Here is a 25,749-nt window from a genome sequence, read left to right as displayed (position 1 = left end):
CTCACCGCACCGGGTGGCTGCGCTCCAGCCTGGCGCCCTCGACGTCCACGTCGGGCAGGATCCGGTCGAGCCAGCGCGGCAGCCACCACGCCTTCTCGCCCAGCAGGTGCATGGCGGCCGGGATCAGCAGCATCCGTACGACGAACGCGTCGAGCAGCACGCCGAAGGCGAGGCCGAACCCGATGGGCTTGATCGTCGCGTCGTGGGAGAACACGAAGCCGGCGAAGACCGAGATCATGATGATCGCAGCGGCCGTCACGACCGCGCGCCCGGCGTGGAGGCCGTGCTGCACCGCGACGCGCGCCGGCGCGCCGTGGGCGTACGCCTCGCGCATCCCCGAGACCAGGAACAGCTGGTAGTCCATGGCCAGGCCGAAGAGGATGCCGGTGGCGATGATCGGCAGGAAGCTCAGGACCGGTCCGGGGGCGTGGACGCCGAACAGGTCGGCGAGGAACCCGAGCTGGAAGATCGCGGTGATGCCGCCGAAGGCCGCGAGCAGCGACAGCACGAAGCCGAGCGTGGCGGTGAGCGGCACGAGGATCGAGCGGAACACCACGACCAGGATCAGCAGCGAGAGCCCGACGACCAGCGCGAGATAGGTCGGCAGCACGTCGGCGAGCTGGCCGGAGATGTCGATGTTGGCGCTCGCGTTGCCGGCCACGCCGAGGGTCGCCTCACCGCCGGCGACGGTCTGCGGGGTGAGCTCGCGCAGCTGGTGGACGAGCGCCTCCGTCGACTCGCTGGAGGGCCACCGGTCGGGCACGACCTGGAAGGCGAGGGACGTGCGGTCCGTGGACGCGCCGATCGGCACCACGGCCACGACGTCGCCGAGCTCGTCGATGGCCGTGCCGATGGCGGCCTGCTCGGCGAGGAGCTCGTCCTCACCGCCGACGGGCGCGGGCAGGTCGGCCACGACGAGCAGGGGCCCGTTGAAGCCGTCGCCGAACTTCTCCGCCTGCACCTCGTAGGCCCGGAAGCCGGAGGAGTCCGGCGGCTGGGTCGAGCCGTCGGGCAGGCCGAGCCGCATCTGGGTCGCCGGGGCGGCGACGACCAGCAGGGCCGCGATGCCGAAGCCGAGGACCGCCCAGGCCCTGCCGGTGTCCATCGGCCGGTCATGCTCGGTGATCGCGTCGTCGTCGGCACGCTCGCCGGCGGCGAGCCGCTCCCGCTCGCGGCGCCGCAGGATCCTCGTGCCGACCAGCGAGAGGATCGCCGGCGTCAGGGTGACGGCCATCAGGATCGCGACGAGGACGGCGACCGCGCCGACCGTGCCCATCAGGCCGAGGAACCCGACGCCGGTCACGTTGAGGGCCAGCAGCGCGACGATCACCGTGACGCCGGCGAAGACGACCGCGTTGCCCGAGGTGCCGTTGGCGAGCCCGATCGACTCCTGGAGCCCGGCGCCCTGCTTCAGCTGGCGACGATGGCGGTTGATGATGAAGAGGGAGTAGTCGATGCCCACCGCCAGGCCGAGCATCACCCCGAGGACCGGCGTGACCGAGACGAACTGGACCACGCCCGAGAACGAGAGCGAGGCCAGCGACGCGACCCCGACGCCGAGCAGTGCCGTGACGAGAGGGAGCGCCGCGCCGACGAGGGTGCCGAGCATGACGGCGAGCACGAGCGCCGCGATCACGACGCCCGCGATCTCACCCGGCCCGAGGATCGAGGGGACCGTCTGGGCGATCTCCTGGGACGGGTGGACGTCGACGCCGTCGACCTCCGAGTCGGCGACGAGGTCCTCGATCGCGGTCTTGGTCTCGACCTCGACCTCGTTGACCGGCAGCGAGAAGACCACGGTGGCCACCGCGGCGGAGCCGTCCTCGGAGACCGTGCGGAACCCCGACGACAGCCCGGACAGCGTGGCACCCACCTCGAGCCGGGGCTGCTGCTCCTCGACCCGGGCGCGCTGGCGGTCGAGCTCGGCCTGACCGTCGTCGAGCTGCTGCTCGGCGGCCTCGAGCTGGGAGCGTACGGCCGCGAGGGTGCCGGCCTCGCGAGCCTCCTGGCGCTGCTGCTCGAGCGCGTCGCGGCCAGCGTCGATCTGCGCCTGCGCGCCGTCGAGCTGGGCGAGCCCGTCCTCGAGCTGCTGCTGGCCGTCCGCCACCTGCTCGGCCGACTCGTCGACCCGGGCCTGGGTCGCGAACGGGTCGGTGACGTCCTCGATGCCGTCGACCTCGGCGATCCGGTCGAACAGGTCGACAAGGGCCCGCTCCTGCTCGGCGGTGAACGCCTCGCCGTCGGTGGTCTCGGCGACGATCGAGCCGTTGCCGGCGCCGGTGCCCTCGAAGTCGTCCTGCAGCTGCTGGGAGACCTGCGTGGTCGGGGTGTCCGGCAGCGAGATCGACGACGACAGGACGCCGGCGAACGACACGTACGTCACCGCCGTGACGGCGAGGAGGGCCAGCCAGGCGCCGACCACGGTCCAGTGGCGGCGGGCCGCGAGGCGACCGATGCGGTAGAGGAGCTCAGCCATGTCGGCGGGCCTTTCGGGGTGGACGAGAAGAGGGGGCTGGGGGTGTCGCCGTCAGTCGGCGTCGCCCACGCGGAGGTGTCCGAGGAGGCGGTCGAGGAGGCGCTCCCAGTCGGCGCGCGCGGCGGCCGGCACGTCGGGCGGGAGGTCCGGGTGCTGCTCGAGCCAGCGGTCGGCGAGCGTGGTGATGCCGCTGAACATCAGCGCCAGGGTCAGCTCGAGGTCGAGGGCGTCGAGGTCGGGCGCCCGCTGCTGGAGGTGCTCGCGCAGGCGGCCCCCCACGTGCTCGAAGGCGGTGCGCGAGATGTGCTGGGCGCGCTCGTCGGCCGGGGCGGGGGCGCCGAGCACGCGGTGAATCGACGCGATCGCCGTCGCCAGGTCGACGCCGCGTGCGGCTCCGGCGATCGCGGCCAGGACCGTACGCCCGGCAGGTGCCGGCCGGGCGCCCTCGCGGAGGGCGGCGATGCGGCGGTCGACCTCGTCGAGCAGCTCGGTGGTGGTCTCGGCGAGGAGCTGCTCGCACACGGCGACGAGGAGCTGGTCGAGGCCGGCGAAGTGGTTGAACACGGTCCGCCGCGACACCGCGGCGCGGGCGGCCACCTGGTCGACCGTGAACCCGTCCGAGCCGTGCTCGGTGGCGAGCGCACGTGCCGCGTCGAGGATCGCGAGCCGGCGCTCGGCGCGCAGGGCGCTGCGTCCGTCGGGCGGTGGGGTCGTGGTCACCGGCCCATTGTTGCACTCAGTGCAAAGAGTTCGGGCATCCGTGCGACCGGGTAGCCCCCGACAGACGCAGCGGCACGGCCCCTGCGAGGGCCGTGCCGCGACTGCGTTGTCGGGTGGAGCGGTCCGCCACCACTGGGGGGATCCGTACGTCGGCGGGAGTGACGGCGTACGGGGGATGGCGGGCGGGCTGGACGGAACGCGACCGTCCGGCCCTACCGTGAGTGGGACGGCGCCCACCCGGGGGTGTGACGGAGGTCCTCGGGTGGTCTGGACCAGTGGCGGTGCGTCAGGGGCGCGCGGTGCGTCCGGTGGTCATCGTGTTGCCGGTCCACACGTTGCTCGCCTTGGGGTCCCAGTCGTCGGTGTTGCCGGCCTGGGACTTGCCGAAGACGTTGTCGAGGATGCGGATGCGGCCGTTGTCCTCGCCGTTGAACTTGAGCGAGAAGTAGAAGCTGCCGCCGGGGAAGTAGTTGTGCTTGACGACGTTGTTCTCCGGCGTGCCGAACTCCTCGTACATCGTGAGGTTGCCGGAGCACCCACCGTCCACGAGGCCGGGGAGGGGCTCGCACCAGATGGTGTTGTGCTTGAGCTTGCCGTTGCGCAGGATCCGCATGCCCGAGGCGTGCGTGCCGGAGCCGGTGACGTAGGAGCGCTTGATCTTGCAGGCGTTGTGGCACTCGGCGCCGGAGTAGCTGCCGTGCAGGTAGGAGCGCTTGACCACGAAGTGCGACGAGCTGATCGGGCGGAGGTCGGGGGTGCTGGAGGCGTCGATCTCCGAGTCGACGACGGTCACGCGGGTCGCGCCCTTGCCGGACGGGTCGCTGTCGTCCTGGGCGCCGACGAAGATCGCGCCGTTGATCCTGGAGCCCTGGATCACGACGCCGGTGGTCTTGATCTCGAGCGGCGCGCAGGTGATCGCCCGGTTCGTGATCACCTTGCCGGCCTTGGTGATGGTGCAGGGGCCGTTGTACGCCCGGAGGTTCGTGCCGGCCGGGACGCCGACGTTGGTCGGGGTGGGGGGCCACGGGCGCGACCGGGCGTTCGCGGGGGCCTTGTCCGCAGTGCCTGCCACGGCGGCGGTGTCGCCGGTGGCTGCGGAGGACGCCGTGGCGAGGCCGGCCTGGGCGGTCGCTCCGGCGAGGAGGACGGCGGCACCGGTCAGCGCGGTGGCGATCAGGGAACGGCGGGGGCGGGACGTGGACGTGCGGGAGTGGAAGAGGTGCATGTGCTCCGTGTTTCGATGCGGGGGATTTCGGGGATGTCTCTTGAGCAAATCTCAAGGCTCCGTACGACGTCCGTCCCTGTCAAACGCCAGGCGTCCCCCAGATGGGGTATATCCCTCCGCGCCACGCCCCGGCCGGTGACGACGATCGGGCCGGTCCGCGGAGGACCGGCCCGATCGGGTGGCGGTGACGGAGGGATTTGAACCCTCGGTGGACTTGCGCCCACAAACGCTTTCGAGGCGTTCTCCTTAGGCCGCTCGGACACGTCACCGCGCCGAACGTTACCGGAGGGGCCGCGCAGGCCGGAAACCGGCGCGGGTGCACCCGTCCCACACATCCGGCGAAGCCATGGCCAGCGGACCTCCCGACCGGTAACTTGCGGCGCACGCCTGTGCTCGCGCCCCACGCGAGCGGGAAGGAGGGGTCCATGGCCGCCGTACGCCGTGTCCGCGACCTCGCCCGCGCCGCGCTCCCGAGGAGCGTGGGGGAGCGGCTGCCGGCCGCGCCGCCGCAGGAGGTCACCGAGCTGCTCCACGACAAGCGGTTCCAGCGTGCGGTCGCGCAGGCCGCCGAGGAGCAGGGTCGGGTGGAGGAGGAGGTCTGGGCGGAGGTCAAGGGCTACCTCCACGAGATGTCGGCCGCGCACGACGAGCGCGCCTCGCAGGGCTGGGCCCGGATGGGCGAGTGGTTCCTGCGGGCCTACGACGTGCTGGTCGACGAGGACCAGATGCAGCAGCTGCGCAAGGTCGACCGCGAGCACAGCCTGGCCCTGGCCTTCAGCCATCGGTCCTACCTCGACGGCATGGTCATCCCCAACGCGCTGATGGCGCGGCGCTTCTCCCCGACCTACACGTTCGGCGGGGCCAACCTCAACCTTCCGGTCATCGGGTCGTTCGCGAGCCGCACCGGGCTCATCTTCATCCGGCGCTCGACCCAGGAGATCCCGGTCTACCGGCTGGCGCTGCGCTCCTACATCCGCCAGATGGTGGTCAACAAGCGCAACCTCGCCTGGTCGATCGAGGGCGGCCGTACGCGCACCGGCAAGCTGCGCCCGCCGGTGCACGGCATCCTCAAGTACCTCACCGACACCGTGCAGGCCGACGGTGCGGGCGACCCCTTCGGCCAGGACGCCCCTGACGTGCAGGTCGTGCCGGTCTCGGTGGTCTACGACCAGCTGCACGAGGTGTCGCTGATGACCGAGGAGGCCCGGGGGGCCAACAAGACGCCGGAGGACTGGCGCTGGCTGGTCCGCTTCGCCCGGCTGCAGCGCAACCGGCTCGGCCGGGCCTACCTGACCGTCGGCGAGCCGTTCTCGTTGCGCGAGCGGATGGACGAGCTCGCCGCCGAGGGCGTCACCGGCCACCAGGCCGTCGAGCGCGTCGCGCTCGACATCTCCCACCGCCTCAACAGGGCCACCCCGGTGACCACCACCGCGATCGTGTCGCTCGCGCTGCTCGGCGCTGACCGCGCCCTGACCGTCGACGAGGTGCTCGAGACCGTCGAGCCGCTCGCGACCTACATCGACGCTCGGCAGTGGCCGGTCGCCGGCGCCGCCGACCTCCGGGACCGCTCGACCATCCGCCGTGCGCTCGCCGAGCTGACGCAGAGCGGGGTGCTCACGGCGTACGACCGGGGAACCGAGCCGATCTGGAAGATCGGCGACGACCAGCACCTCGTCGCCGCGTTCTACCGCAACACCGTGATCCACATCCTCGTCGAGCGGGCGATCGGTGAGCTCGCGCTGCTCACCGTCAGCGAGCTCGAGCCCGGAGCCGACCTGCCCGCCGGCGGCGAGCTGCAGGTGGGCTGGGAGGAGGCCAAGCGGATGCGCGACCTCCTCAAGTTCGAGTTCTTCTTCCCCTCGCGCGCCGGCTTCGAGGACGACCTGCGCACCGAGCTCCGGCTCCTCGTCGGCGAGGGCGTCACCGAGATGACGCCGGTGCGGGCGCGCGAGCTGCTCGTGACCGCCCGCCCGCACCTCGCCCACCTCGTGCTGCGGCCCTTCCTCGACGCCTACCTCGTCGTCGCCGACCGGCTCGCCGATCGTGGTGACGGTCCGGTCGACGAGAAGGACCTGCTCGCCGACTCCCTCGCCGTGGGGCAGCAGTGGGTGCTGCAGCGCCGCGTCGCCAGCGAGGAGTCGATCTCGCTGGAGCTCTTCCGCACCGCGCTGGCGCTGGCCCGCCACAAGGGCCTGCTCGAGGCCGGCGACGGCGTCGGCTCGGCCCGTGAGGCCTTCGCCGCCGAGCTGCGCGACACCTTGCGCCGGGTCAACATCATCGGCGAGATCGCCGGCGACACCGTGACGGTCGGCCACCCCGAGCCCGAGCCGCGCGAGCAGGAGGAGCGCGTGTGAGCGGGCTCTCGACCGCGGCCCAGGAGGCCATCGACGCCATCGAGGCCGGCCCCCAGGGCCCGTCGGTCGGGGCGTTCTTCGACCTCGACGGCACGCTCGTCGCGGGCTACACCGCCGCCACCTTCTACGGCGACCGGCTCAAGGGCCGCGACGTGTCTCCGGCTGAGTTCCTGCGTACGGTCGTCACCGCCGTCGACGGCGAGCTCGGCGGCGACCCGACCCGCATCGCCCACGTCGCGTTCTCCGCGATGCGCGGCGAGTCCGAGGAGGCGTTCGCCGACCTCGGCGAGCGGCTGTTCCGGTCCAAGATCGCCGGCACGATCCGCCGCGAGTCCCGTGCGCTCGTCATGGCGCACCAGCGGGCCGGCCACACCGTCGCCGTCGCCTCGGCCGCCACGAAGTACCAGATCGCGCCGGTCGCCCGCGACCTCGGCGTCGAGCACCTCGTCTGCACGCAGCTCGTCGTCGAGGACGGCCAGTTCACCGGCGCCACCGACGGACCGATGCTGTGGGGCCGGCACAAGGCCAGCGGAGTGCGCGCCTTCGCCCGCGAGCACGGCATCGACCTCGCCGAGTCCTACGCCTACGGCAACGGCTACGAGGACGTCGCCTTCCTCTCCTCCGTGGGCCACCCCACCGCGCTCAACCCGCACCGCGACCTGCGCGCCGCAGCCGCGCGGCTCGGCTGGGCGGTGCTCGACCTCAGCGACCCGGTCGGCGGCTCGCTCGTCGCCGCCGGCCGTACGCTCGCCGCGCTCGCCGGGATGAACGCCGGCGTCGGCGCTGGGCTGGCCTGGGGCGTCGCCCGCGGCAACCTGCAGGAGGGACGCAACGCCGCCGTGCGCCTCGCGACCCAGGTGCCGATGGCGCTGGCCGGCGTGTCTCTCGACGTGCTGCACCAGGAGCGGCTCTGGACGCACCGGCCGGCGATCTTCGTGGCCAACCACCAGAGCGCGCTCGACATCCCGGTGCTCGGCTGGCTGCTCGAGCGGGACTTCACGATCGTCGCCAAGAAGGAGGCGCGGTGGGACCCGCGGGCGATGGTCGGCTCGATCGTCATCGACCCGGCGTGGATCGACCGCGGCGACTCCGAGTCCGCCCGGGCGACGCTCGACGGCGTGGTCGAGCGGATCCGCGCCGGCACGTCGCTGATGATCTTCCCCGAGGGCACGCGGTCGGCGACCCCGGTGCTCGGCCCGTTCCGCAAGGGCGCCTTCCACCTCGCCGCGCAGGCCGGCGTGCCGGTCGTGCCGATCGTGCTGCGCAACACCGGCGAGCTGATGCGGCGCAGCTCCCTGGTGCTCAACCCGGGCGTGGTCGACGTCTGCGTGCTCGAGCCCGAGACCGACTGGAGCACCGACGACATGAGCGAGCGGATCGCCGCCCTGCACACCAGGTTCGAGGAGACGCTCGCGAGGTGGCCGGCATGAGCGACACCTCGTCCCCCTCGAGCTCCGAGGACTTCGAGCGCTGGGGCGGTGCGGCCGCGTGGTCCGCCGGCACCGAGCTCACCCCGATGCAGACCCTGCTCTGGCGCGCCGAGCGGCACCCGGTGCAGTCGTCGACCACGACCGTCGTCATCGACCTCGACCGCATCCCTGACTGGAAGCGCTTCGTCGCCGCCACCGAGTGGGGCACCGGGCTCGTGCGCCGGCTGCGCCAGCGCGTCGTCGAGCCCGTGGTCCCCACCGCTGCCCCGACCTGGGCCGACGACCCCACCTTCGACCTCGCCTACCACCTGCGGCGCGAGCGGGTGGCCAGCCGCGAGGAGATGCTCGCCGCCGCCGCCCAGGTGGCGCTGCGTCCCTTCGACCGGTCCCGACCGCTGTGGGAGGCCGTGCTCTTCGAGGGACTGCCGGACGGCGCGGCGTACGTCCTCAAGATCCACCACGCGCTCGCCGACCCGCTCGGCACCGTGCAGCTGCTGTCGATGCTCCAGTCCGGCCGGCGCGCGCACACCGCGCGCAAGCCCGTGGGCGAGGACCAGGTCGCCCCGGCTGCCGCCGATCCGGTGGACCTCGCCGTGGGCGGCCTGCGCACCGACGTGGCGACGCTGCCCGGGGCGGCCCGGGCAACGGCACGCGCGCTCGGGCTCGCCGCCACCCGGCCGCAGGCCGTGCTCGCCTCGACGCTGCGATACGGAGCCTCGGTCCGCCGCCTGCTCACCCAGACCGCGGCGCCGTCGCCGGAGCTGTCACCACGCACCGGCAAGCAGTGGTCGTTCCTCACCTTCGACACCGCCCTCGACCCGATCCGCACCGTCGCCCGGCAGGGTGGCGGCACCCTCGACGACGCCGCCGTCGCGCTCGTCCTCGGCGGTCTGCGCCGCTACCACCTGCGGCGCGACAGCCCCGTCGGCGAGATCCCCGTCGGCGTACGCGTCTCCCTCGACCGCGCCGACGACCTCGGCAACCGCTTCGCGCAGGCGATCATCTCCGGCCCGCTCTCGATCGACGACCCGGTCGACCGCGTGGCCGCCGTGCGCGGGGAGGTGCTGTCGCTGCACACCGAGCGTGCCCTCGAGGTGCTCGACGCGGCGGCGCCGCTGATGAACCGGATGCCCTCCTTCGTCGGCGCCTCCGCACTCCGTACGGCCGCCGCCCCCGACGCGTTCGTGCTGACGCTGCCCGGCCCGCCGCGCAAGCGGTTCATGGCCGGCGCCGAGGTCCGGGGGATGTACGTCCTCGGGCCGCTGCCCGGCGCGGCGCTGACCGCCTGCCTGGTGACCTGCGGCGACACCGCCTGCATCGGCGTCAACGTCGACGCGAGCGCGGTCGCGGACCTCGCCGAGCTCGAGGAGTGCCTGGCCGAGGAGATCGCAGCCTTCGGCGGCTGAGGGGGGTCGGCCCGCACTGACGTAGGCAGTTCGCGGGCCGGAATCGGCGGGCTGAGCGTGGTCAGCCGGGCCGGTGGTCTGAACTGCCTACGCTGGCGGTTCGGCGTCGGAGGTCGGCCCGACGTAGTAGAGCATCCGGTAGTCGACGCCCTCCTCGACGTTGACGAAGCCGTGCCGCTCGTAGAACCGCCGGGTGTCCACGTCGACCTCGTCGACGCCGATGTGCATCTCGGGCGACCCCTGCTCGCGCGCCAGGCTCCTGCACAGGTCGAGCACCTCGGTGCCGATGCCGTGCGAGCGGAGCGCCGGCACCACGTAGAGCTCCTCGAGCTGCGCGACCGGGCCGTCGAACCAGATGGCCGGGCGGAGGCTGACCAGCGCGAAGCCCACGGGGTCTCCCGTGTCGCCCTCGGCCAGCACGGCGAAGATCTCGGGGAGGTCCAGCAGCCGGGCGAACCGGGCGGCAAGCACGTCGGCGTCGTCGGTCTCGGTGTCGAACTCGGTGTTGAAGTCCCACAGCAGCCGGCCGAGGACCTCTGCGTCGAGCACGCCTGCGCGCCGTACGGTCGTCACCTGACCTCCTGCGAGCGGTGACGAGCGAAGAAGTCGTCGAGCAGGGCCGCCGACTCGTCGGCGAGCACGCCGGCCACGACCTCGGGCCGGTGGTTGAGGCGGCGGTCTCGTACGACGTCCCACAGCGAGCCGACCGCGCCCAGCTTGTCGTCGTACGCGCCGAAGACGAGCCGGTCCACCCGGGCGAGGACGAGCGCGCCGGCGCACATCGTGCACGGCTCGAGGGTGACGACGAGCGTGCAGCCGGTCAGCCGCCACTCGCCGCGGGCGGTCGCGGCGGCGCGCAGGGCGACCACCTCGGCGTGCCCGGTGGGGTCGGCGTCGGCCTCGCGGGTGTTGTGGCCGGTGCCGATGACGGCCCCGGTCTCGTCGAGCACGACGGCACCGACAGGGACGTCGTCGGCGGCCAGCGCGGCCTGCGCCTCGGCGAGGGCCAGGCGCATCGGTGCTTCCCAGGTCATGCCGAGGTGAGCCCCACGGCGTCGTCGAAGAGCTCGCCGAACCCGAGGCGACGGGCGATGTCGGAGAGCATCTCGTCGGGGTAGAGCTCGACGTCGTCGAGCAGGGCGCCGAGGTCGATGGCGTGCAGCCCGAGGTCGCCGAGCAGGTCGAGGTCGCCGGCGGGCACCTCGACGTCCTCGTCCTCGGGGGGCGGCAGGCCGAGGAAGTCGATCGCCGACTGGGCCAGCTCCCACTGGTCGGCGGCGGTGACGTCGGAGAGCAGCACCCGCGTGCGTGCCCCGGTGACCCGGACGAGCACGAAGAAGTCCTCGTCGACGGCGACCATCCCGACGGCTCCCTCGTCGCCGGCGACCTGGCGGAGCGCGTGGCTCAGCGCGTCGATCGAGTCGAACGCGGGCGCGGCGATCTGCTGCACCTGCCAGTCCCCGTCGTCGAGGAAGGCGGCAAGCGCGAAGTCGATCTCGCCGTGCGGCTCGGACATCGGACCTCCTCCCACCCAATGTCGCAGAAAGCCCCGGGTGCGCCAACCCTCTTCGTCGTCTCGATCGGCGCGCGGCCTCACCACTAGGGTGACCCCCATGCGCCTGCACGTGGTGAACCACCCCCTCGTCTCCCACAAGCTCACGGTCCTCCGCGACCAGGACACCGACTCGCCGACCTTCCGGCGACTCACCGACGAGCTGGTCACCCTGCTGGCCTACGAGGCGACCCGCGAGGTGCGCGTCGCCCCGCTGGACATCATCACGCCGGTCGGCCCGACCACGGGGGTCTACCTCGCCCAGCCCAAGCCGATGGTGGTCCCGATCCTCCGCGCCGGGCTCGGCATGCTCGACGGCATGATGCGGCTCCTGCCGACGGCCGAGGTCGGCTTCCTCGGCATGGTCCGCAACGAGGAGACGCTCGCGGCGTCCACCTATGCCGAGCGACTGCCCGAGGACCTGTCCGGACGCCAGTGCTACGTCCTCGACCCGATGCTCGCGACCGGCGGCACGCTCGCCGCCGCGATCCGCTTCCTCACCGACCGCGGCGCCGACGACATCACCGCGATCTGCCTGCTCGCCGCGCCCGAGGGCGTCGCGAACCTGGAGAAGGACCTCGAGGACCTGGACGTGCCCGTCGCCGTCGTGACCGCGGCCCTCGACGAGAAGCTCAACGACAAGGGCTACATCGTCCCGGGCCTCGGCGACGCCGGGGACCGGCTCTACGGCGTCGCGCACTGACGCCGGCGCCGTACTCGTCCACAGCTTCCCGTCCCGCCTGACGACAGTCCGCTGCGTTCCGCCGCCTTGCGACGCCTGCCACCGGCTTTTCGCAGCGGACCACCAGCGGGGGTGTGGAGGGAGGCGCGGCCCGGTGTCCCCGCCGCCACGTGACGCGCCTCACCTGAGACACCGGTGACAAGGCCCGCGGTTTCGGTACGTTGTGGCCCGGCCCGCACGCCGCTCAGGTCCCGACCCGACCCGAGCCCCCACCCAGGAGGCAAGCAGTGCGCATCGGCATCCCACGCGAGTCACGTCCCGGCGAGACCCTCGTCGCAGCGACGGCGAAGACGGCGTCGCAGCTCGCCGCGCTGGGCTACGACGTGGTCGTCGAGCAGGGCGCCGGTGCGGCTGCCGACCAGCCCGACACGGCGTACGCCGACGCGGGCGTCGCGCTCGGCAGCCCCGACGAGGTGTGGTCGAGCGACGTCGTGGTCAAGGTCAACGCCCCGACGGACGAGGAGATCTCGCGCCTGCGCCCCGGGGCCACGGTCATCGGCCTGATGGCACCGGCGCGCAGCCCCGAACTGGTCGAGCGGCTGGCCGCCGCAGGCGTGACCGGGCTCGCGATGGACGCGGTGCCCCGCATCTCGCGCGCGCAGTCGATGGACGTGCTGTCGTCGATGGCCAACGTCGCGGGCTACCGCGCCGTCATCGAGGCAGCCCACGAGTTCGGCCGGCTCTTCACCGGCCAGGTCACCGCGGCCGGCAAGGTCCCGCCGGCGCGGGTCTTCGTCGTCGGCGCGGGTGTGGCCGGCCTCGCCGCGATCGGCGCCGCGGGTTCGCTGGGCGCGATCGTCCGCGCGTTCGACGTACGCCCCGAGGTGGCCGAGCAGGTCGAGTCGATGGGCGCGCAGTTCGTCACGGTCGACATGGAGCAGGAGGTCAGCTCCGACGGCTACGCCAAGGAGATGACCGCCGAGCAGGAGGCCGCCACCGCCGCGATGTACGACGAGGAGGCGCGCGCCGCCGACATCGTCATCACCACCGCCCTGATCCCCGGGCGCCCCGCCCCGCAGCTCATCTCCGCCGAGACGGTCGCCGCGATGCGGCCCGGCTCGGTCATCGTCGACATGGCCGCGGCCAACGGCGGCAACGTCGCGGCCACGGTCAAGGACGAGCGGGTCGTCACCGACAATGGCGTCACCGTGCTGGGCTACACCGACCTCGCCGGCCGCCTGGCCGCGCAGACCAGCCAGCTCTACGGCACCAACATCGTCAACCTGCTCACGCTGCTCACGCCGGAGAAGGACGGCGAGCTGGTGCTCGACCTGGACGACGTGGTGCAGCGCGGCATCGCGGTCACCCGGGACGGGGAGGTCATGTGGCCGCCGCCGCCCGTGCAGGTCTCCGCGGCGCCGGCCGCGCCCGCCGCTGCACCCCACGAGAAGGAGCCGGCGGCGGAGAAGGTGCCGCCGGACCCGCGCCGCAGGTGGTACGCCGCCGGCCTGGCGAGCGTGCTCTTCGCGCTGCTCGCGGCCTTCTCGCCCGGGGAGTTCCTCGGTCACTTCACGGTGTTCGCGCTCGCGGTGGTCGCCGGCTACTACGTCATCTCCAACGTCGCCCACGCCCTCCACACTCCGCTGATGGCGGAGACCAACGCCATCTCCGGGATCATCCTGGTCGGCGGGATCCTCCAGGTCGGCACCGCCAGCAACACGGTGATCCTGGTCCTCGCGGCGATCGCCGTGCTCGTCGCCAGCATCAACATCTTCGGTGGCTTCCTGGTGACGCTGCGGATGCTCCAGATGTTCAGGAAGGGCTGACCCGTGACCGACTTCCTCACCTCGGAGCACCTCTACGGCTTCATCCAGGGTGCCTACATCATCGCGGCGCTGTGCTTCATCGGCGCGCTCGCCGGCCTCGCGCGGCACGAGAGCGCCAAGCAGGGCAACATCCTCGGCATGGCGGGCATGGCACTCGCCCTGGTCGCCACCATCCTCCTGATGGCGCAGCAGAACGAGCTGACCACCGACGCGCCCTCGCTCGGTGTGGCCGTGCTGGTGGTCGCCGCCATGATGGGCACCGGCGCCGTCATCGGCGCGTGGCGCGCGCGCACGGTCGAGATGACCGGCATGCCCGAGCTCGTCGCGCTGCTGCACTCCTTCGTCGGCCTCGCCGCCGTGCTGGTCGGCGTCAACTCCTACCTCCAGCACGGCGCCGGCCACGACACCGTCCACGACGTCGAGGTCTTCGTCGGCGTCTTCATCGGCGCCATCACCTTCACCGGCTCGATCGTGGCCAACCTCAAGCTCAGCGCGCGGATGAAGTCCGCACCGCTGACGCTGCCCGGCCGCCACTGGCTCAACCTGGCGATCATCGCCACCTCGGTGGCCCTGGGTGTGTGGTTCGCGCTCGTCGACGGCGACGACGGTGACGGGACAGGCATCGTCCCGCTGCTGGCCATGACCGTGCTCGCCCTGGTCCTCGGCTTCCACCTGGTCGCCGCGATCGGCGGCGGGGACATGCCGGTGGTCGTGTCGATGCTCAACAGCTACTCCGGCTGGGCCGCGGCCGCGGCCGGCTTCATGCTCGGCAACGACCTGCTCATCATCACCGGCGCGCTGGTCGGCTCCTCGGGTGCGATCCTCAGCTACATCATGTGCAAGGCGATGAACCGCTCCTTCGTGAGCGTCATCGCCGGCGGCTTCGGCTCCGGCGGCGGATCGGCGGGCGAGGACCGCGACTACGGCGACCACCGCGAGATCCAGGCCGAGGACGTCGCCGACCTCCTGGCCCACGCGTCGTCGGTCGTGATCACGCCCGGCTACGGCATGGCGGTCGCCCAGGCGCAGTACCCCGTCGCCGAGATGACGAAGAGGCTGCGCGACAAGGGAGTCGACGTCCGGTTCGGCATCCACCCCGTCGCGGGCCGCCTGCCCGGCCACATGAACGTGCTCCTCGCCGAGGCCAAGGTGCCCTACGACATCGTGCTCGAGATGGACGAGGTCAACGGCGACCTCCCCGAGACCGACGTGGTGCTCGTGATCGGCGCCAACGACACCGTCAACCCCGCCGCCCAGGAGGAGCCCGGCTCCCCGATCGCGGGCATGCCGGTCCTCGAGGTCTGGAACGCCAAGGACGTCATCGTCTTCAAGCGCTCGATGGCCACCGGCTACGCCGGCGTGCAGAACCCGCTGTTCTTCAAGGACAACACCCAGATGCTCTTCGGCGACGCCAAGGACAAGGTCAACGAGATCGTCGCCGCCCTGGGCTGAGCGGGCACGGCACGGTCGTCAGCCGGGACCGGGGCTCCCGGACCCGGGTGGCGCGGCGGCGGTCGAGCCGCGCACCACCAGCTCGGGACGGTGGAGCACCTCGCCCGCGCGCGGCCGGGACCCGGCGATCTGCTCGGCGATCTCCTGGCTCGCCGCCTGGGCGAGCGCCTCGGCCGGCTGTCGCACGGTGGTCAGCGGCGGGTCGGCGAACTCCATCATCTGGCTGTCGTCGCTGCCGACCACCGACAGGTCCTCGGGCACCCGCAGGCCGCGGGCCCGTGCGGCCCGGACCACGCCGAGCGCCATCACGTCCGAGCCGCACACGATGCCGGTGACGCCCAGGTCGAGAAGGCGTTCGGCCGCCTGCTGCCCGCCCTGGACGTTGTAGGTCGTCGACTCGACCAGGTCCGCCGCGTCGAGGCCCGCGGGCACCAGGCCGCGCCGCGTCACGGCGTCGATGAAGGCCTGCCGCTTGCGCTGGGCGGGGAGGTAGCGCATCTGGCCGAGGGCCGCGCCGATGCGGCGGTGGCCCATGTGCTCGAGGTGCTGCACCGCCAGCTCGATCGCGGCCACGTCGTCGGTCGACACGCAGGGAGCATCCAGGCCGGCGAGCGCTCCGTTGACCAGGACGATCGGCAGGCCGAGGTCCATCAGGCGCTGGTAGCGCGCGGGATCGCTGTCGACCAGGGCGTGCACCCCCGAGACGAAGACGATGCCGGCGACGGAGTGCTCCATCAGGATCGCCACGTAGTCGTCCTCGTGCACGCCTCCGAGGGTCTGGCTGCACAGCACCGGCGACAGTCCCGTCCGGGACAGGTTGACCTCGAGGTGGTGCGCCAGGCGCGGGAAGAACGGGTTCTCGAGCTCCGGGAGCACCAGCCCGACCAGACCGCCGGCCCGCGCGCGCAGGCGTACGGGCCGGTCGTAGCCGAGCACGTCGATCGCGGTCAGGACCTGGCGGCGGGTCTGCTGGCTCACGCCGGGCCGCTCGTTGAGGACGCGGCTGACGGTGCTGATGCTCACTCCGGAGCGCTCGGCGATCTCGCTCAGCCTGATGGTCACGTCCACACCCTAGTGACGAGGACCACTTCGTGGGAGCAGGTCATGAAAAAACTTGCAGCCCTCTCCCGTTCCTGCAAGGACGCTGCTACGGTGTGGCGACCCTCACACCTGCCGCACACCGAAGAGGTTTCCCCTATGCGCAGATTCGCCCGCACCCTCGGCCCGGTGGCCGTTGCCGTGCTCGCCCTCACCGCCGCTGGCTGCGGCGGTGGCTCCGGCTCGAGCTCCGAGTCGTCAGGATCCGAGTCCACCTCGAGCCCGAGCGCCGAGGGCGGGGACGGCGGCGGTGACGCCGACCTCCTGGTCTGGACCGACTCGCTCAAGATCGACGCCGTCAAGGAGGTCGCCGAGGCCTTCGGCGAGTCCAACGGCATCACCGTCAAGGTGCAGGCCATCTCCGAGGACCTCCAGGGCAACTTCGTGACCGCGGACGCGGCCGGCAACGGGCCCGACGTGGTCGTCGGAGCCCACGACTGGATCGGGAACCTCGTCCAGAACGGCGCCATCGAGCCGCTCAACCTGACCCCCGACGAGCTGTCCGGCTACTCCGAGAAGGCCGTGCAGGCCACGACGTACGACGGCAAGCTCTACGGCGTGCCCTACGGCATCGAGGCCCTCGCCCTCTACCGCAACGCCGACGTCGTCCCCGACGAGCCGGCCAGCATGGACGAGGCCATCGCGGCCGGCGAGAAGGCCGTCCAGGCCGGGGACGTCGACTCCGCGCTCAACCTCCCGGTCGGCGAGCTCGGCGACGCGTACCACATGGAGCCGATCCTGACCTCGTTCGGCGGCTACATCTTCGCCTACGACGAGGGCACCGGCTACGACGCCCAGGACGTCGGCATCGGCAAGGAGGGCTCGGTCAAGGCCGCCCAGGAGATCTCCCGCCTCGCGAAGGCCAAGGTGCTGCGCACCTCCATCAGCGGTGACAACTCGATCGCGCTGTTCACCAGCGGCAAGGCCGCGTTCCTCGTCTCGGGTCCGTGGGCCCTCGCCGACGTCAAGAAGGCCGGTTTCGAGTACGCCATCCAGCCGGTGCCCGGCTTCGAAGGCCAGGAGGCCGCTGAGCCGTTCATGGGGGCGCAGGCGTTCATGGTCGCCGCCAACGGCAAGAACAAGGACATCGCGCAGGAGTTCGTCAACAACGGCGTCAACAGCGAGGAGTCGATGATGACCCTCTTCGAGGGCACCCAGCTCCCGCCCGCCATGACCGCCGTGCAGGACCAGGTCGACGACCCCGACCTGACCGTCTTCACCGAGGCCGCCAACGCGGCCGCCCCGATGCCCGCCATCCCGGCCATGGCGTCGGTGTGGGAGCCGCTCGGCAAGGCGTACTCCGCCATCGTCAGCGGCAAGGACCCGGTCACCACGATCAAGTCCGCCGGCGACACCATCAACAAGAACATCGCCGACGCAGGCTGATCCCAGGGGGACTCCCGGTGGGCGGCCGTCGCCGCCCACCGGGACCCTGCCAAGCCTCCGTGCTCCACCGGCCTCGACGAGGCCAGTCCCACCCGGCCCCGCTCGGACCCTGAAGGGCAGCTGACATGGCGGACCTGCGCGACACGATCAACAGCCAGAAGGACCCCGACGCGGACGGGCCGTCCCGCTTCGGCTTCACCAAGCCAGGCCGCGACGGGATCCCCGCGCTCCTCGTCAAGGTCCTCTTCCTCGGCGTCGTCATCGGCACCGCGATCGCCCTCACGCCGGCCCTGGTCGGCGAGCGCTCCTGGACGTTCCTGACCGGCATCTGGCTGATCACCGCCGTCCTGGTCGCGACCTACGCCACCGGTCGTGCGCTTCCCGCCAAGTACCTCGTGCCCGGCACCTTGATGCTGGCGCTGTTCGTGGTCTACCCGATCGTCCTGACGGCCCAGACCTCCTTCACCAACTACGGCGACGGCACGCGCAACGACAAGCAGACGACGGTCGACCGCATCGTCGGCTCGTCGGTCGTGCGGTCCGACGACTCCCCGCAGTACAACCTCACCATCGCCACCGACGGCGACCCCGCGTCGGGACCCTTCACCTACTTCCTGGTCCCGCAGGACGACCCGGAGACCGTCTTCGAGGGCACCGAGGAGGGTCTTGAGGAGGATCCCGGCGGCGTCACCGTCGACAACGGCCGGGTCACCGCGGTCGAGGGCTACACCGTGCTCGACATCCGCCAGATCAGTGCCGCCGCCGACGCCCTCGACGAGATCGCCGTCCCCACCGACAGCGGCAGCTTCATCGTCCGCGACGGCACGAGCGAGGCCTTCGAGGGTGCCCCCACGCTCGTCTACGACGAGGACGCCGACACGATCACCGACACCACCAGCGACACCGTCTACACGGCCGAGCAGCAGGGTGACCGGGAGTTCTTCGTCGACGAGGACGGCCAGCGCCTGTCCGACCAGTCGTGGACGGCCAACGTCGGGACGCGCAACTACGAGCGGATCTTCACCGACAGCCGCATCAGCAGCAGCTTCTTCGGCATCTTCGTGTGGACGGTGGTCTTCGCGACGTTCTCCGTGGTCGGCACCTTCCTGCTCGGCCTGTTCTTCGCCATCGCGCTCAACGACCCGCGGGTCCGGGGCCAGAAGGTCTACCGGGCGCTGCTGATCCTCCCCTACGCGATCCCGGGCTTCATCTCGTTGCTGCTCTGGTCGAGCTTCTACAACCAGGACTTCGGCCTCATCAACGACATCACCGGCCTCAATGTCAACTGGTTCGGCGGGGCGACGACAGCCAAGATCGCGGTGCTGCTGACCAACCTCTGGATGGGCTTCCCCTACATGTTCCTCGTCAGCACCGGCGCCCTCCAGGCCATCCCGGAGGAGCTGAAGGAGGCGGCGACGATCGATGGTGCGGGTGGCGTGGCCGGGTTCCGGCGGATCACGCTCCCGCTGCTGCTCGTCACGGTGGCCCCCCTGCTGGTCGCCACGTTCGCCTTCAACTTCAACAACTTCGGCGCCATCTTCCTGCTCACCGGTGGTGGTCCCTTCACCCCCGACAACCCGAGCGCGGGCGGCACCGACATCCTGATCAGCTACACCTACCGCCTCGCGTTCGGTGCCGGCGGCGTGCAGATCGGGTTCGCCGCCGCCGTCTCGGTGGTGCTGTTCGTCGTCACCGGACTGATCGCCGCGCTGCAGTTCCGTGCCACCCGCTCGCTCGAGGATGTGAACTGACATGACCGATGTCCAGGGACCGCTCGCCGGCGCCACCGTCGTGACCGACCGCAGGCGTCGACGACGCGGCGACCCCGCGCCGAAGGTCAAGATGAGCGCCGGACGCTGGTTCCGCGAGATCGGCTGGCGCCACCTCGTCGGCGTCCTCGCGGTGGTGTGGGCGCTCTTCCCGGTCTCCTACCTGATCTCGGCCGCGCTCAACCCGCTGGGCAACGTGGTCACCTCCACGCTCGTCCCGCAGACGTTCAGCCTGACCAACTTCACCCAGCTCCTCGACGAGCAGCCCTACGGCACGTGGGCCCGCAACAGCATCATCGTGTGCGTGGTCGTGGTCTTCGTCCAGCTGCTGTTCAGCGCGCTGGCGGCGTACGCCTTCAGCCGGTTCCGCTTCAAGGGCCGCCGGGGCGGCCTGCTGGCGCTGCTGCTGATCCAGATGTTCCCGCAGTTCCTCGCCGCGGTCGCGCTCTACCTGATGTTCACCGACCTCGGGGCGGTCATCCCCGCGATCGGCCTGGACACCCTGGCCGGCTACATCCTGATGATGTGCGGCGGCTCGCTGGGCCAGGTGTGGCTCATCAAGGGCTTCTTCGACTCGATCCCGATGTCGCTCGACGAGGCGGCGATGATCGACGGCGCCAGCCACGTGCAGGTCTTCTTCCGCATCATCCTGCCGCTCGTGCGGCCGATCCTCGCGGTCTGCGGACTGCTGGTCTTCGTCGGCACGATCGGCGAGTTCCTGATGGCGTCCATCTTCCTGCGCGACTCCGGCAACAAGACCCTCGCGACCGGCCTCTACGGACTGATCGACGCCGACCGGTCCAACAACCTCGGCGTCTTCGCCGCCGGCTCGATCCTCACCGCGATCCCGGTGGTTCTCCTCTTCCTCTACCTCCAGCGCTTCATCGTCGGCGGCATCACCGCCGGCGGCGTGAAGGGCTGATCGCGCGTGGCCAGTGCCCCGCACCCGCTCGACCCACACCACGACGGCTCCCCGACGTACGTCGACGGCGCCGGCGCCCGCCTCGGCGACGAGGTGACCCTGCGCGTACGCGTGCCACGCACGGCCGACGGCTCGCCCGGCGCGAGCCGGGTGGTGCTGCGCGCCGTGCGCGACGGCGAGCCCGCGGTCAGCAACGCCGAGCAGGTCTCCGAGGACGCGGCCGGGACGTGGTGGGAGGTCCGCCTGCGGCTGGTCAACCGGGTGACGTCCTACCGCTTCCTGGTCTCCCGCGGCCCGTCGGACTACCGCTGGCTCACCGCGACCGGCGTGCACGCGCGCGACGTCGCCGACGCCGGCGACTTCCGCATCAGCACCGACCACCTGCTGCCCGATTGGGTCGCCGACGAGATCGGCTACCAGGTCTTCCCCGACCGCTTCGGCCGCACCGAGACCGGCGCCTCCGTCCCGGACTGGGCCATCCCGTGCGAGTGGGACCAGCCGGTGGTGCACAAGGGTCCAGACGTCCCGTTCCAGTGGTATGGCGGCACCCTCGACGGCGTCGCCGAGCACCTCGACCTGCTCGACCTGCTGGGCGCGACCCTGCTCTACCTCACCCCCGTCTTCGAGGCCTGGTCCACCCACCGCTACGACGCCGTCTCCTTCGACCGCGTCGACCCGCTCCTCGGCGGCGACGAGGCGCTCGAGCGCCTGGCGAAGGCCGTCCACGACCACGGCCTGCGCCTGGTCGGCGACCTCACCACCAACCACACCGGCGAGCACCACGACTGGTTCGAGCGCGCGCTCGCCGACCCGTCGTCGCCGGAGCGCGACTTCTACCGCTTCTCCGACGACTACGAGCACGGCTATGCCGCGTGGCTCGACATCCCGAGCCTGCCCAAGCTCGACCACACGTCGGCCGAGATGGCGCGCCGGCTCTATGCCGGCCCCGACTCGGTGGTGGCCCACTGGCTGCGTCGCGGCCTCGACGGCTGGCGCGTCGACGTCGCCAACATGACGGGCCGCTTCGGTGGCGACGACCTCGCCCACCAGGTCGCGCAGGAGATCCGGCGCACCATCCACGACGTGTCGCCCGACGCCTGGCTGCTCGCCGAGCACGGCCACGACGCGACCGCCGACCTCACCGGCCCCGGCTGGCACGGGACGATGGACTACGCCGGGTTCACCCGCCCGCTGTGGTGCTGGCTCAACGGCGGCGCCCCCGACGGCGAGGGCCTGCCGCACGGGCTCGACTACCTCGGCCTCCCGGTCGACATCCCCGTCCTGCCCGCATCGGCGGCGGTCGCCACCATGCGCGAGGTGCACGGGTCGATCCCGTGGACGGCCTGGCAGGGCTCCACGATGCACCTCGACTCCCACGACACCCCGCGGTTCCGCACGGTCACGGGCGGCGGCACCGACGGCGGCGTCGACCGCGACGGTCGTGGACGCGACCTGCACCTGGTCGGGCTGGCGCTGCAGATGACGATGCCCGGCGTGCCGGTGGTCTTCATGGGCGACGAGCTCGGCCTGACCGCGGTCGACGGCGAGCACGCCCGTACGCCCTACCCGTGGGACCACTCCGAGACGTGGGACCGGCCGACGCTCGACGCCTACCGGCACTGGATCGCGCTGCGTCGCGAGCACGTCGCGCTGCGCCGCGGCGGGATGCGCTGGCTGCACGCCGGCGAGGACGCGATGACCTTCCTGCGCGAGCACCCCGACCAGACGCTGCTGGTGCACGCCGTACGCCGCCCGTGCGCGCCGGTCGACCTCCCCGCGCACGCCCTGGGCCCCGAGGCCGTTCTCACCACGCTCGCGGGGGTCGCGGCCGAGGTGCGCGACGGCACGCTCACCCTCCCCGGCGAGCCCGGCGTCTCCGTCCACGTCGTCGGGTGAGCACCCACTCGCTCGAGCGGCTGCGCGCCGCCGGCTACCTGGTCACGCACGAGGTCGGGCGCGGGATGGAGGGCGTCGTGGCCGCGCTCGACGAGGAGCGGGTGGTCAAGGTCTGGGACCGACGCCCGCGCGCCGAGGTGGACCGGCTGCGCGCCTTCTACGACGCGGTCCACGACGGCCTGGTGGCGGCCGGCGTACGGCTCGCCGTGCCGCGCATCCTCGACGTCGGGGAGGTCGAGGGGCTCGTGGTGACCGTCCACCCCCTGCTGCCCGGACGCGCGGAGGTCGCCGCCGGTCCGGGGCCGGTCGTGGAGGTCCTGGCGGGCCTGTCGCAGGTCCCCGTCCACCCCGACATGGCGCTGCTGCCGGTGCCGGACGGCGAGCGACCGTTCGACCCCGCGGTGCCGTTCGGGGTCTCGATGGCCGAGCTGGTCCTGCGTCGTGCGGTGCTCCTGGGTGACCTGCTGCCCGACGGGGTCGCCGACCGGATGGCGGAGGCGCTGCGGTCGGTGCCGCCCGTGCCGCCGCGCCTCGTGCACGGCGACCTCGGTCCGGTGCACGTCCTGCTCGACGGCGGCCGGCCGGTGGGGCTGCTCGACTTCGGCTACGTCTCCACGCTCGGCGACCCGGCCTTCGACGCGGCGGTGACCGCCTGCCTCCAGGACATGTTCGGCCCCGGCGCGGCCGCGGCGACGGCGGCCCTCGACGACCTCGTCGTACGCCGCTTCGGCCACGACCCCGCGGTGCTGGTGCTCTACCGCGCGGCGTACGGCCTCGTCACGGCGAGCTGCCTGGCCGGTCACCCGGGCCGGCACCTCGACTGGTGCCTGGACCTGATCGAGACGTGGGCGGGCGCCTGATACGTGCGCAGCACACGACACGTGTCCGGGTTCTTGCCCTTGGACTGACCGATCGAGGGCGACATCTCGGACACGTGTACGGGGCCGGCGCCCGTGAGGTGCGACTCCCGGAGGCCCGACCGTCAGAGGTGCACCCCGGCGTACATGCCGATGAGGTACGTCACGCCCATCGCGAGCACACCGCCGCCGACGTTGCGCAGGACCGCGGGCAGCCGGGGGCTCAGCCCGATCCGGGCGCTGACGAAGCCGGTGAGCGCCAGGGCAAGGACCACGCTGAGCACCGTGACGAGCACGCGCAGACCGTCGGGGACGAACGCCACGACGAGCAGCGGCAGGAGCGCGCCCACGGTGAAGGCGAGCATCGAGGCCCACGCCGCGTGCCAGGGGTTGGTGAGGTTGTCGGGGTCGATGCCGAACTCGATGTCGGCGTGGGCGCGCAGCGCGTCGTGCTCGGTGAGCTCGCGCGCGACCTGCTCGGCCGTCTCCCGGGAGAGGCCCTTCTGGACGTACATCTCGGCGAGCTCGCGCTCCTCGGTCTGCGGCATCTGCCGCAGCTCGGTCGCCTCGAGGTGGAGGATCGACTTCTCGGAGTCGCGCTGGGTGCTGACCGAGACGTACTCCCCGGCGCCCATGCTCAGCGCGCCGGCGGTCAGGGCCGCGATGCCGGCGAGCACGATCGTGCCGCCGTCGTCCGTCGCGCCCGCGACTCCCATGACCACGCCCGCCGTCGACACGATGCCGTCGTTGGCTCCCAGGACCGCGGCGCGCAGCCAGTTGAGGCGCGTGCCGACGTGGTCGCCCAGCTCGTCGTGGAAGTGCTGGGGCTCCTCGTCCGTACCGATCTCCATGCTCACTCCACGATCGTCGCGCGCGCCCGTACGCCGTGCAACGAAGGTGAGGCTGCGCTCAGCTGCCTCAGCCGAGGGCGTACGTCCCGACCACCTCGTGGCGCGGTCGTCGACGCGGTCCCTCGCCGAGGTGGGACGCCACCAGGGCGACCTCGTCGAGCTCCCACTCGGGTCCCTCGTAGCCGTCGAGGAGCCGCACCCACGACGTGACGTTGTCAGGGCCCCCGAGCCGGGCGAGCGTGAGGTGCGCGCGGAAGCGCTGCCCGTCGACCCGCGCGCCGGCCTTCGCCATCGCAGCGCGGCAACCGGTGGCCAGCCGGTCGAGCTCGGTGCGGCCGGCGTCGTCGGTGTCGAGCCGTGCGAAGAGCACGCGCGCCCGGTCCGGGTGCGGGAAGGCGCCGCCGCCGGCGAGTCGCAACCGCACCGGGCGGCGTCTGCGGGCAGCCCGCTCGAGCCGCACCTCGAGGTCGTCGAGCGACCGGTCGGGGACGTCCTCGGTGAAGGCGAGGGTCAGGTGCCACTGCTCCGGCACGGTCCAGCGGTACGCCGCCGCGTCGCGGCGCACCGCCAGGAACCCGTCGAGGTCGGCGACGGCGTCCTCCGGCGGCACCGCCGCTACGAACATGCGCGTCATCGACGTCGTGCCTACAGACCCAGGTCGCGCCCGATCAGCATCTTCATGATCTCGTTGGAGCCGGCCCAGATCTTGGTGACCCGGGCGTCGCGCCAGGCGCGGGCCACGCGGTACTCGTTCATGTAGCCGTAGCCGCCGTGGACCTGGACGCAGTGGTCGATGACGTCGTTCTGGACCTGCGAGGTCCACCACTTGGCCTTCGCCGCGTCGACCGGGGTCAGCTCCTTCTTGGTGTGCGCGATGACGCACTGGTCGACGAAGGCCTGGGTCACGTCCACGCGGGTGACCAGGTCGGCGAGCAGGAACTGGGTGTTCTGGAAGGCGCCGATCGGCTGGCCGAAGGCCTGGCGGTCCTTGGCGTACTGGACCGTCTCCTCGAGGATCTGCTTGGCGTGGGCCAGGTTGGTGATGGCCGAGCCGAGTCGCTCCTGCGGCAGGAACTGCATCATCGAGATGAAGCCGGTGTCGAGCGGACCGACGAGGTCGGCACCCGAGACGCGCACGTCCTCGAAGGCGAGCTCGGCGGTGTCGGACTCGTCCTGGCCGACCTTGTCGAGCACGCGCCCGACGCTGAAGCCCTCGAGGGTGGTGTCGATGGCGAAGAGCGAGATGCCCTTGGCCTTCTTCTCCGGGGCGGTGCGCGCCGCGACGAGGACGATGTCGGCGGAGCCGCCGTTGGTGATGAAGGTCTTGGACCCGTTGATGATCCAGTCGTCGCCATCACGCACGGCGGTGGTCTTGAGGTTGGCGAGGTCCGAGCCGCCGCCGGGCTCGGTCATGCCGATGGCGGTGATGATCTCGCCGGACGCACAGCCCGGCAGCCACCGCGCCTTCTGCTCGTCGTCGGTGAGGTGGACCAGGTAGGGCACCGTGATGTCGGCGTGGATGCCGACGCAGCTGGGCAGGGTCATGTTGACCTTGGCCAGCTCCTCGGTCAGCACCGCGTTGAAGCGGTAGTCGCCGGCCTCGGAGCCGCCGAACTCGTCGGGGATCTCGAGGCCGAGGAAGCCCTGCTTGCCGGCGGCCAGCCAGAAGTCGCGGTCGAGGCCGTGGCGGTCGGCATAGGTCTCGAGGTGCGGGGTGACCTCGCGGTCCAGGAACTGCTTGACCGAGGCGCGGAAGGCCTCGTGGTCCTCGTCGTAGATCTCACGCTTCATGCCCCTATGTTACCCGCGAGTCACCAAGCCGCCGCCATCATTCCCAAGTCAGTCCC

21 protein-coding genes and 1 tRNA gene are annotated in these 25,749 nt (G+C 71.9%); 11 read left to right on the top strand and 11 right to left on the bottom strand.

Going from position 1 to position 25,749, the window contains the following annotated elements; all coding sequences use genetic code 11:
• Position 1 precedes the first annotated feature (1 nt).
• The 4 genes from EXE59_RS03310 to EXE59_RS03295 all read right to left on the bottom strand — a co-directional run bounded on the left by EXE59_RS03310 (position 2) and on the right by EXE59_RS03295 (position 4,690).
• Entirely contained in the window at positions 2-2,476 is a 2,475-nt protein-coding gene (locus EXE59_RS03310) for an MMPL family transporter (protein ID WP_135837623.1), read from the bottom strand.
• A gap of 51 nt (positions 2,477-2,527) precedes the next feature.
• The gene (locus EXE59_RS03305; protein ID WP_168218394.1) at positions 2,528-3,196 is read right to left on the bottom strand and encodes a TetR/AcrR family transcriptional regulator; all 669 of its coding nucleotides are present in this window, start codon (positions 3,194-3,196) and stop codon (positions 2,528-2,530) included.
• A gap of 286 nt (positions 3,197-3,482) precedes the next feature.
• Complete coding sequence (locus EXE59_RS03300; protein WP_135837621.1) at positions 3,483-4,421, bottom strand: hypothetical protein; 939 nt, start codon at positions 4,419-4,421, stop codon at positions 3,483-3,485.
• Positions 4,422-4,600: 179 nt separating this feature from the next.
• A tRNA-Ser gene (locus EXE59_RS03295) sits at positions 4,601-4,690 on the bottom strand.
• A 156-nt stretch (positions 4,691-4,846) separates the two neighbouring features.
• On the opposite strand from EXE59_RS03295, the gene EXE59_RS03290 reads away from it, so the two are divergent.
• Genes EXE59_RS03290 through EXE59_RS03280 form a run of 3 tightly spaced genes read left to right on the top strand, consistent with a single transcriptional unit; the run spans position 4,847 to position 9,611 of the window.
• Positions 4,847-6,775, top strand: coding sequence for a lysophospholipid acyltransferase (locus EXE59_RS03290; protein WP_135837620.1), 1,929 nt, complete (start codon positions 4,847-4,849; stop codon positions 6,773-6,775).
• Entirely contained in the window at positions 6,772-8,205 is a 1,434-nt protein-coding gene (locus EXE59_RS03285; protein ID WP_135837619.1) for an HAD-IB family hydrolase, read from the top strand. The genes EXE59_RS03290 and EXE59_RS03285 overlap by 4 nt, the downstream gene beginning before the upstream one ends.
• Positions 8,202-9,611: a wax ester/triacylglycerol synthase domain-containing protein gene (locus EXE59_RS03280; protein WP_135837618.1), complete on the top strand. Its 1,410-nt coding sequence runs from the start codon at positions 8,202-8,204 to the stop codon at positions 9,609-9,611. The genes EXE59_RS03285 and EXE59_RS03280 overlap by 4 nt, the downstream gene beginning before the upstream one ends.
• Positions 9,612-9,698: 87 nt before the next feature.
• Here EXE59_RS03280 and EXE59_RS03275 read toward each other — a convergent pair whose 3' ends face one another.
• Genes EXE59_RS03275 through EXE59_RS03265 form a run of 3 tightly spaced genes read right to left on the bottom strand, consistent with a single transcriptional unit; the run spans position 9,699 to position 11,127 of the window.
• Positions 9,699-10,184 (bottom strand): GNAT family N-acetyltransferase, encoded by a 486-nt coding sequence (locus tag EXE59_RS03275; RefSeq protein ID WP_135837617.1) that lies wholly within the window; start codon positions 10,182-10,184, stop codon positions 9,699-9,701.
• Complete coding sequence (gene tadA / locus EXE59_RS03270; RefSeq protein ID WP_135837616.1) at positions 10,181-10,645, bottom strand: tRNA adenosine(34) deaminase TadA; 465 nt, start codon at positions 10,643-10,645, stop codon at positions 10,181-10,183. The genes EXE59_RS03275 and tadA overlap by 4 nt, the downstream gene beginning before the upstream one ends.
• Positions 10,642-11,127: a tRNA adenosine deaminase-associated protein gene (locus EXE59_RS03265; RefSeq protein WP_135837615.1), complete on the bottom strand. Its 486-nt coding sequence runs from the start codon at positions 11,125-11,127 to the stop codon at positions 10,642-10,644. Before EXE59_RS03265 ends, tadA begins: the two co-directional genes overlap by 4 nt.
• A gap of 97 nt (positions 11,128-11,224) precedes the next feature.
• On the opposite strand from EXE59_RS03265, the gene upp reads away from it, so the two are divergent.
• The 3 genes from upp (at position 11,225) to pntB (ending at position 15,123) form a co-directional block, all read left to right on the top strand.
• The gene (gene upp / locus EXE59_RS03260; protein ID WP_135837614.1) at positions 11,225-11,866 is read left to right on the top strand and encodes a uracil phosphoribosyltransferase; all 642 of its coding nucleotides are present in this window, start codon (positions 11,225-11,227) and stop codon (positions 11,864-11,866) included.
• Positions 11,867-12,132: 266 nt separating this feature from the next.
• A complete protein-coding gene (locus EXE59_RS03255; protein WP_135837613.1) occupies positions 12,133-13,671 on the top strand; it encodes a Re/Si-specific NAD(P)(+) transhydrogenase subunit alpha in 1,539 nt (512 codons plus the stop codon).
• Between the two features lie 3 nt (positions 13,672-13,674).
• Positions 13,675-15,123: a Re/Si-specific NAD(P)(+) transhydrogenase subunit beta gene (pntB, locus tag EXE59_RS03250; protein WP_210428878.1), complete on the top strand. Its 1,449-nt coding sequence runs from the start codon at positions 13,675-13,677 to the stop codon at positions 15,121-15,123.
• 18 nt (positions 15,124-15,141) lie between these two features.
• Here pntB and EXE59_RS03245 read toward each other — a convergent pair whose 3' ends face one another.
• Positions 15,142-16,185, bottom strand: a complete 1,044-nt coding sequence (locus tag EXE59_RS03245) for a LacI family DNA-binding transcriptional regulator (protein WP_135837612.1) — start codon at positions 16,183-16,185, stop codon at positions 15,142-15,144.
• 135 nt (positions 16,186-16,320) lie between these two features.
• Here EXE59_RS03245 and EXE59_RS03240 point away from each other — a divergent pair, with 135 nt between their 5' ends.
• The 5 genes from EXE59_RS03240 to EXE59_RS03220 all read left to right on the top strand — a co-directional run bounded on the left by EXE59_RS03240 (position 16,321) and on the right by EXE59_RS03220 (position 23,054).
• A complete protein-coding gene (locus tag EXE59_RS03240) occupies positions 16,321-17,607 on the top strand; it encodes a sugar ABC transporter substrate-binding protein (RefSeq protein ID WP_135837611.1) in 1,287 nt (428 codons plus the stop codon).
• 125 nt (positions 17,608-17,732) lie between these two features.
• Positions 17,733-19,358 carry an ABC transporter permease subunit gene (locus EXE59_RS03235; RefSeq protein ID WP_135837610.1) on the top strand — a complete coding sequence of 542 codons (1,626 nt, stop codon included), beginning with the start codon at positions 17,733-17,735 and terminating at the stop codon, positions 19,356-19,358.
• Between the two features lies 1 nt (position 19,359).
• On the top strand, positions 19,360-20,298 hold the full coding sequence (locus EXE59_RS03230; RefSeq protein ID WP_246056458.1) for a sugar ABC transporter permease: 939 nt from the start codon (positions 19,360-19,362) through the stop codon (positions 20,296-20,298).
• 6 nt (positions 20,299-20,304) lie between these two features.
• Positions 20,305-22,194, top strand: coding sequence for an alpha-amylase family glycosyl hydrolase (locus EXE59_RS03225; RefSeq protein ID WP_135837609.1), 1,890 nt, complete (start codon positions 20,305-20,307; stop codon positions 22,192-22,194).
• Entirely contained in the window at positions 22,191-23,054 is an 864-nt protein-coding gene (locus EXE59_RS03220) for a phosphotransferase family protein (protein ID WP_135837608.1), read from the top strand. The genes EXE59_RS03225 and EXE59_RS03220 overlap by 4 nt, the downstream gene beginning before the upstream one ends.
• A 122-nt stretch (positions 23,055-23,176) precedes the next feature.
• On the opposite strand, the gene EXE59_RS03215 is transcribed toward EXE59_RS03220, so the two are convergent.
• From EXE59_RS03215 to EXE59_RS03205, 3 genes are all read right to left on the bottom strand, one after another.
• Positions 23,177-23,902 carry a VIT1/CCC1 transporter family protein gene (locus EXE59_RS03215; RefSeq protein WP_135837607.1) on the bottom strand — a complete coding sequence of 242 codons (726 nt, stop codon included), beginning with the start codon at positions 23,900-23,902 and terminating at the stop codon, positions 23,177-23,179.
• Between the two features lie 67 nt (positions 23,903-23,969).
• Entirely contained in the window at positions 23,970-24,536 is a 567-nt protein-coding gene (thpR, locus tag EXE59_RS03210) for an RNA 2',3'-cyclic phosphodiesterase (RefSeq protein WP_135837606.1), read from the bottom strand.
• Positions 24,537-24,547: 11 nt separating this feature from the next.
• Positions 24,548-25,693: an acyl-CoA dehydrogenase family protein gene (locus EXE59_RS03205; RefSeq protein ID WP_135837605.1), complete on the bottom strand. Its 1,146-nt coding sequence runs from the start codon at positions 25,691-25,693 to the stop codon at positions 24,548-24,550.
• Between the last annotated feature and the right edge of the window lie 56 nt (positions 25,694-25,749).

Source organism: Nocardioides eburneiflavus (genome assembly GCF_004785795.1).
Taxonomy (GTDB): domain Bacteria; phylum Actinomycetota; class Actinomycetes; order Propionibacteriales; family Nocardioidaceae; genus Nocardioides; species Nocardioides eburneiflavus.
Note: the sequence above shows the minus strand (reverse complement) of the source record. Positions and strands in the feature narration are given on the sequence as shown.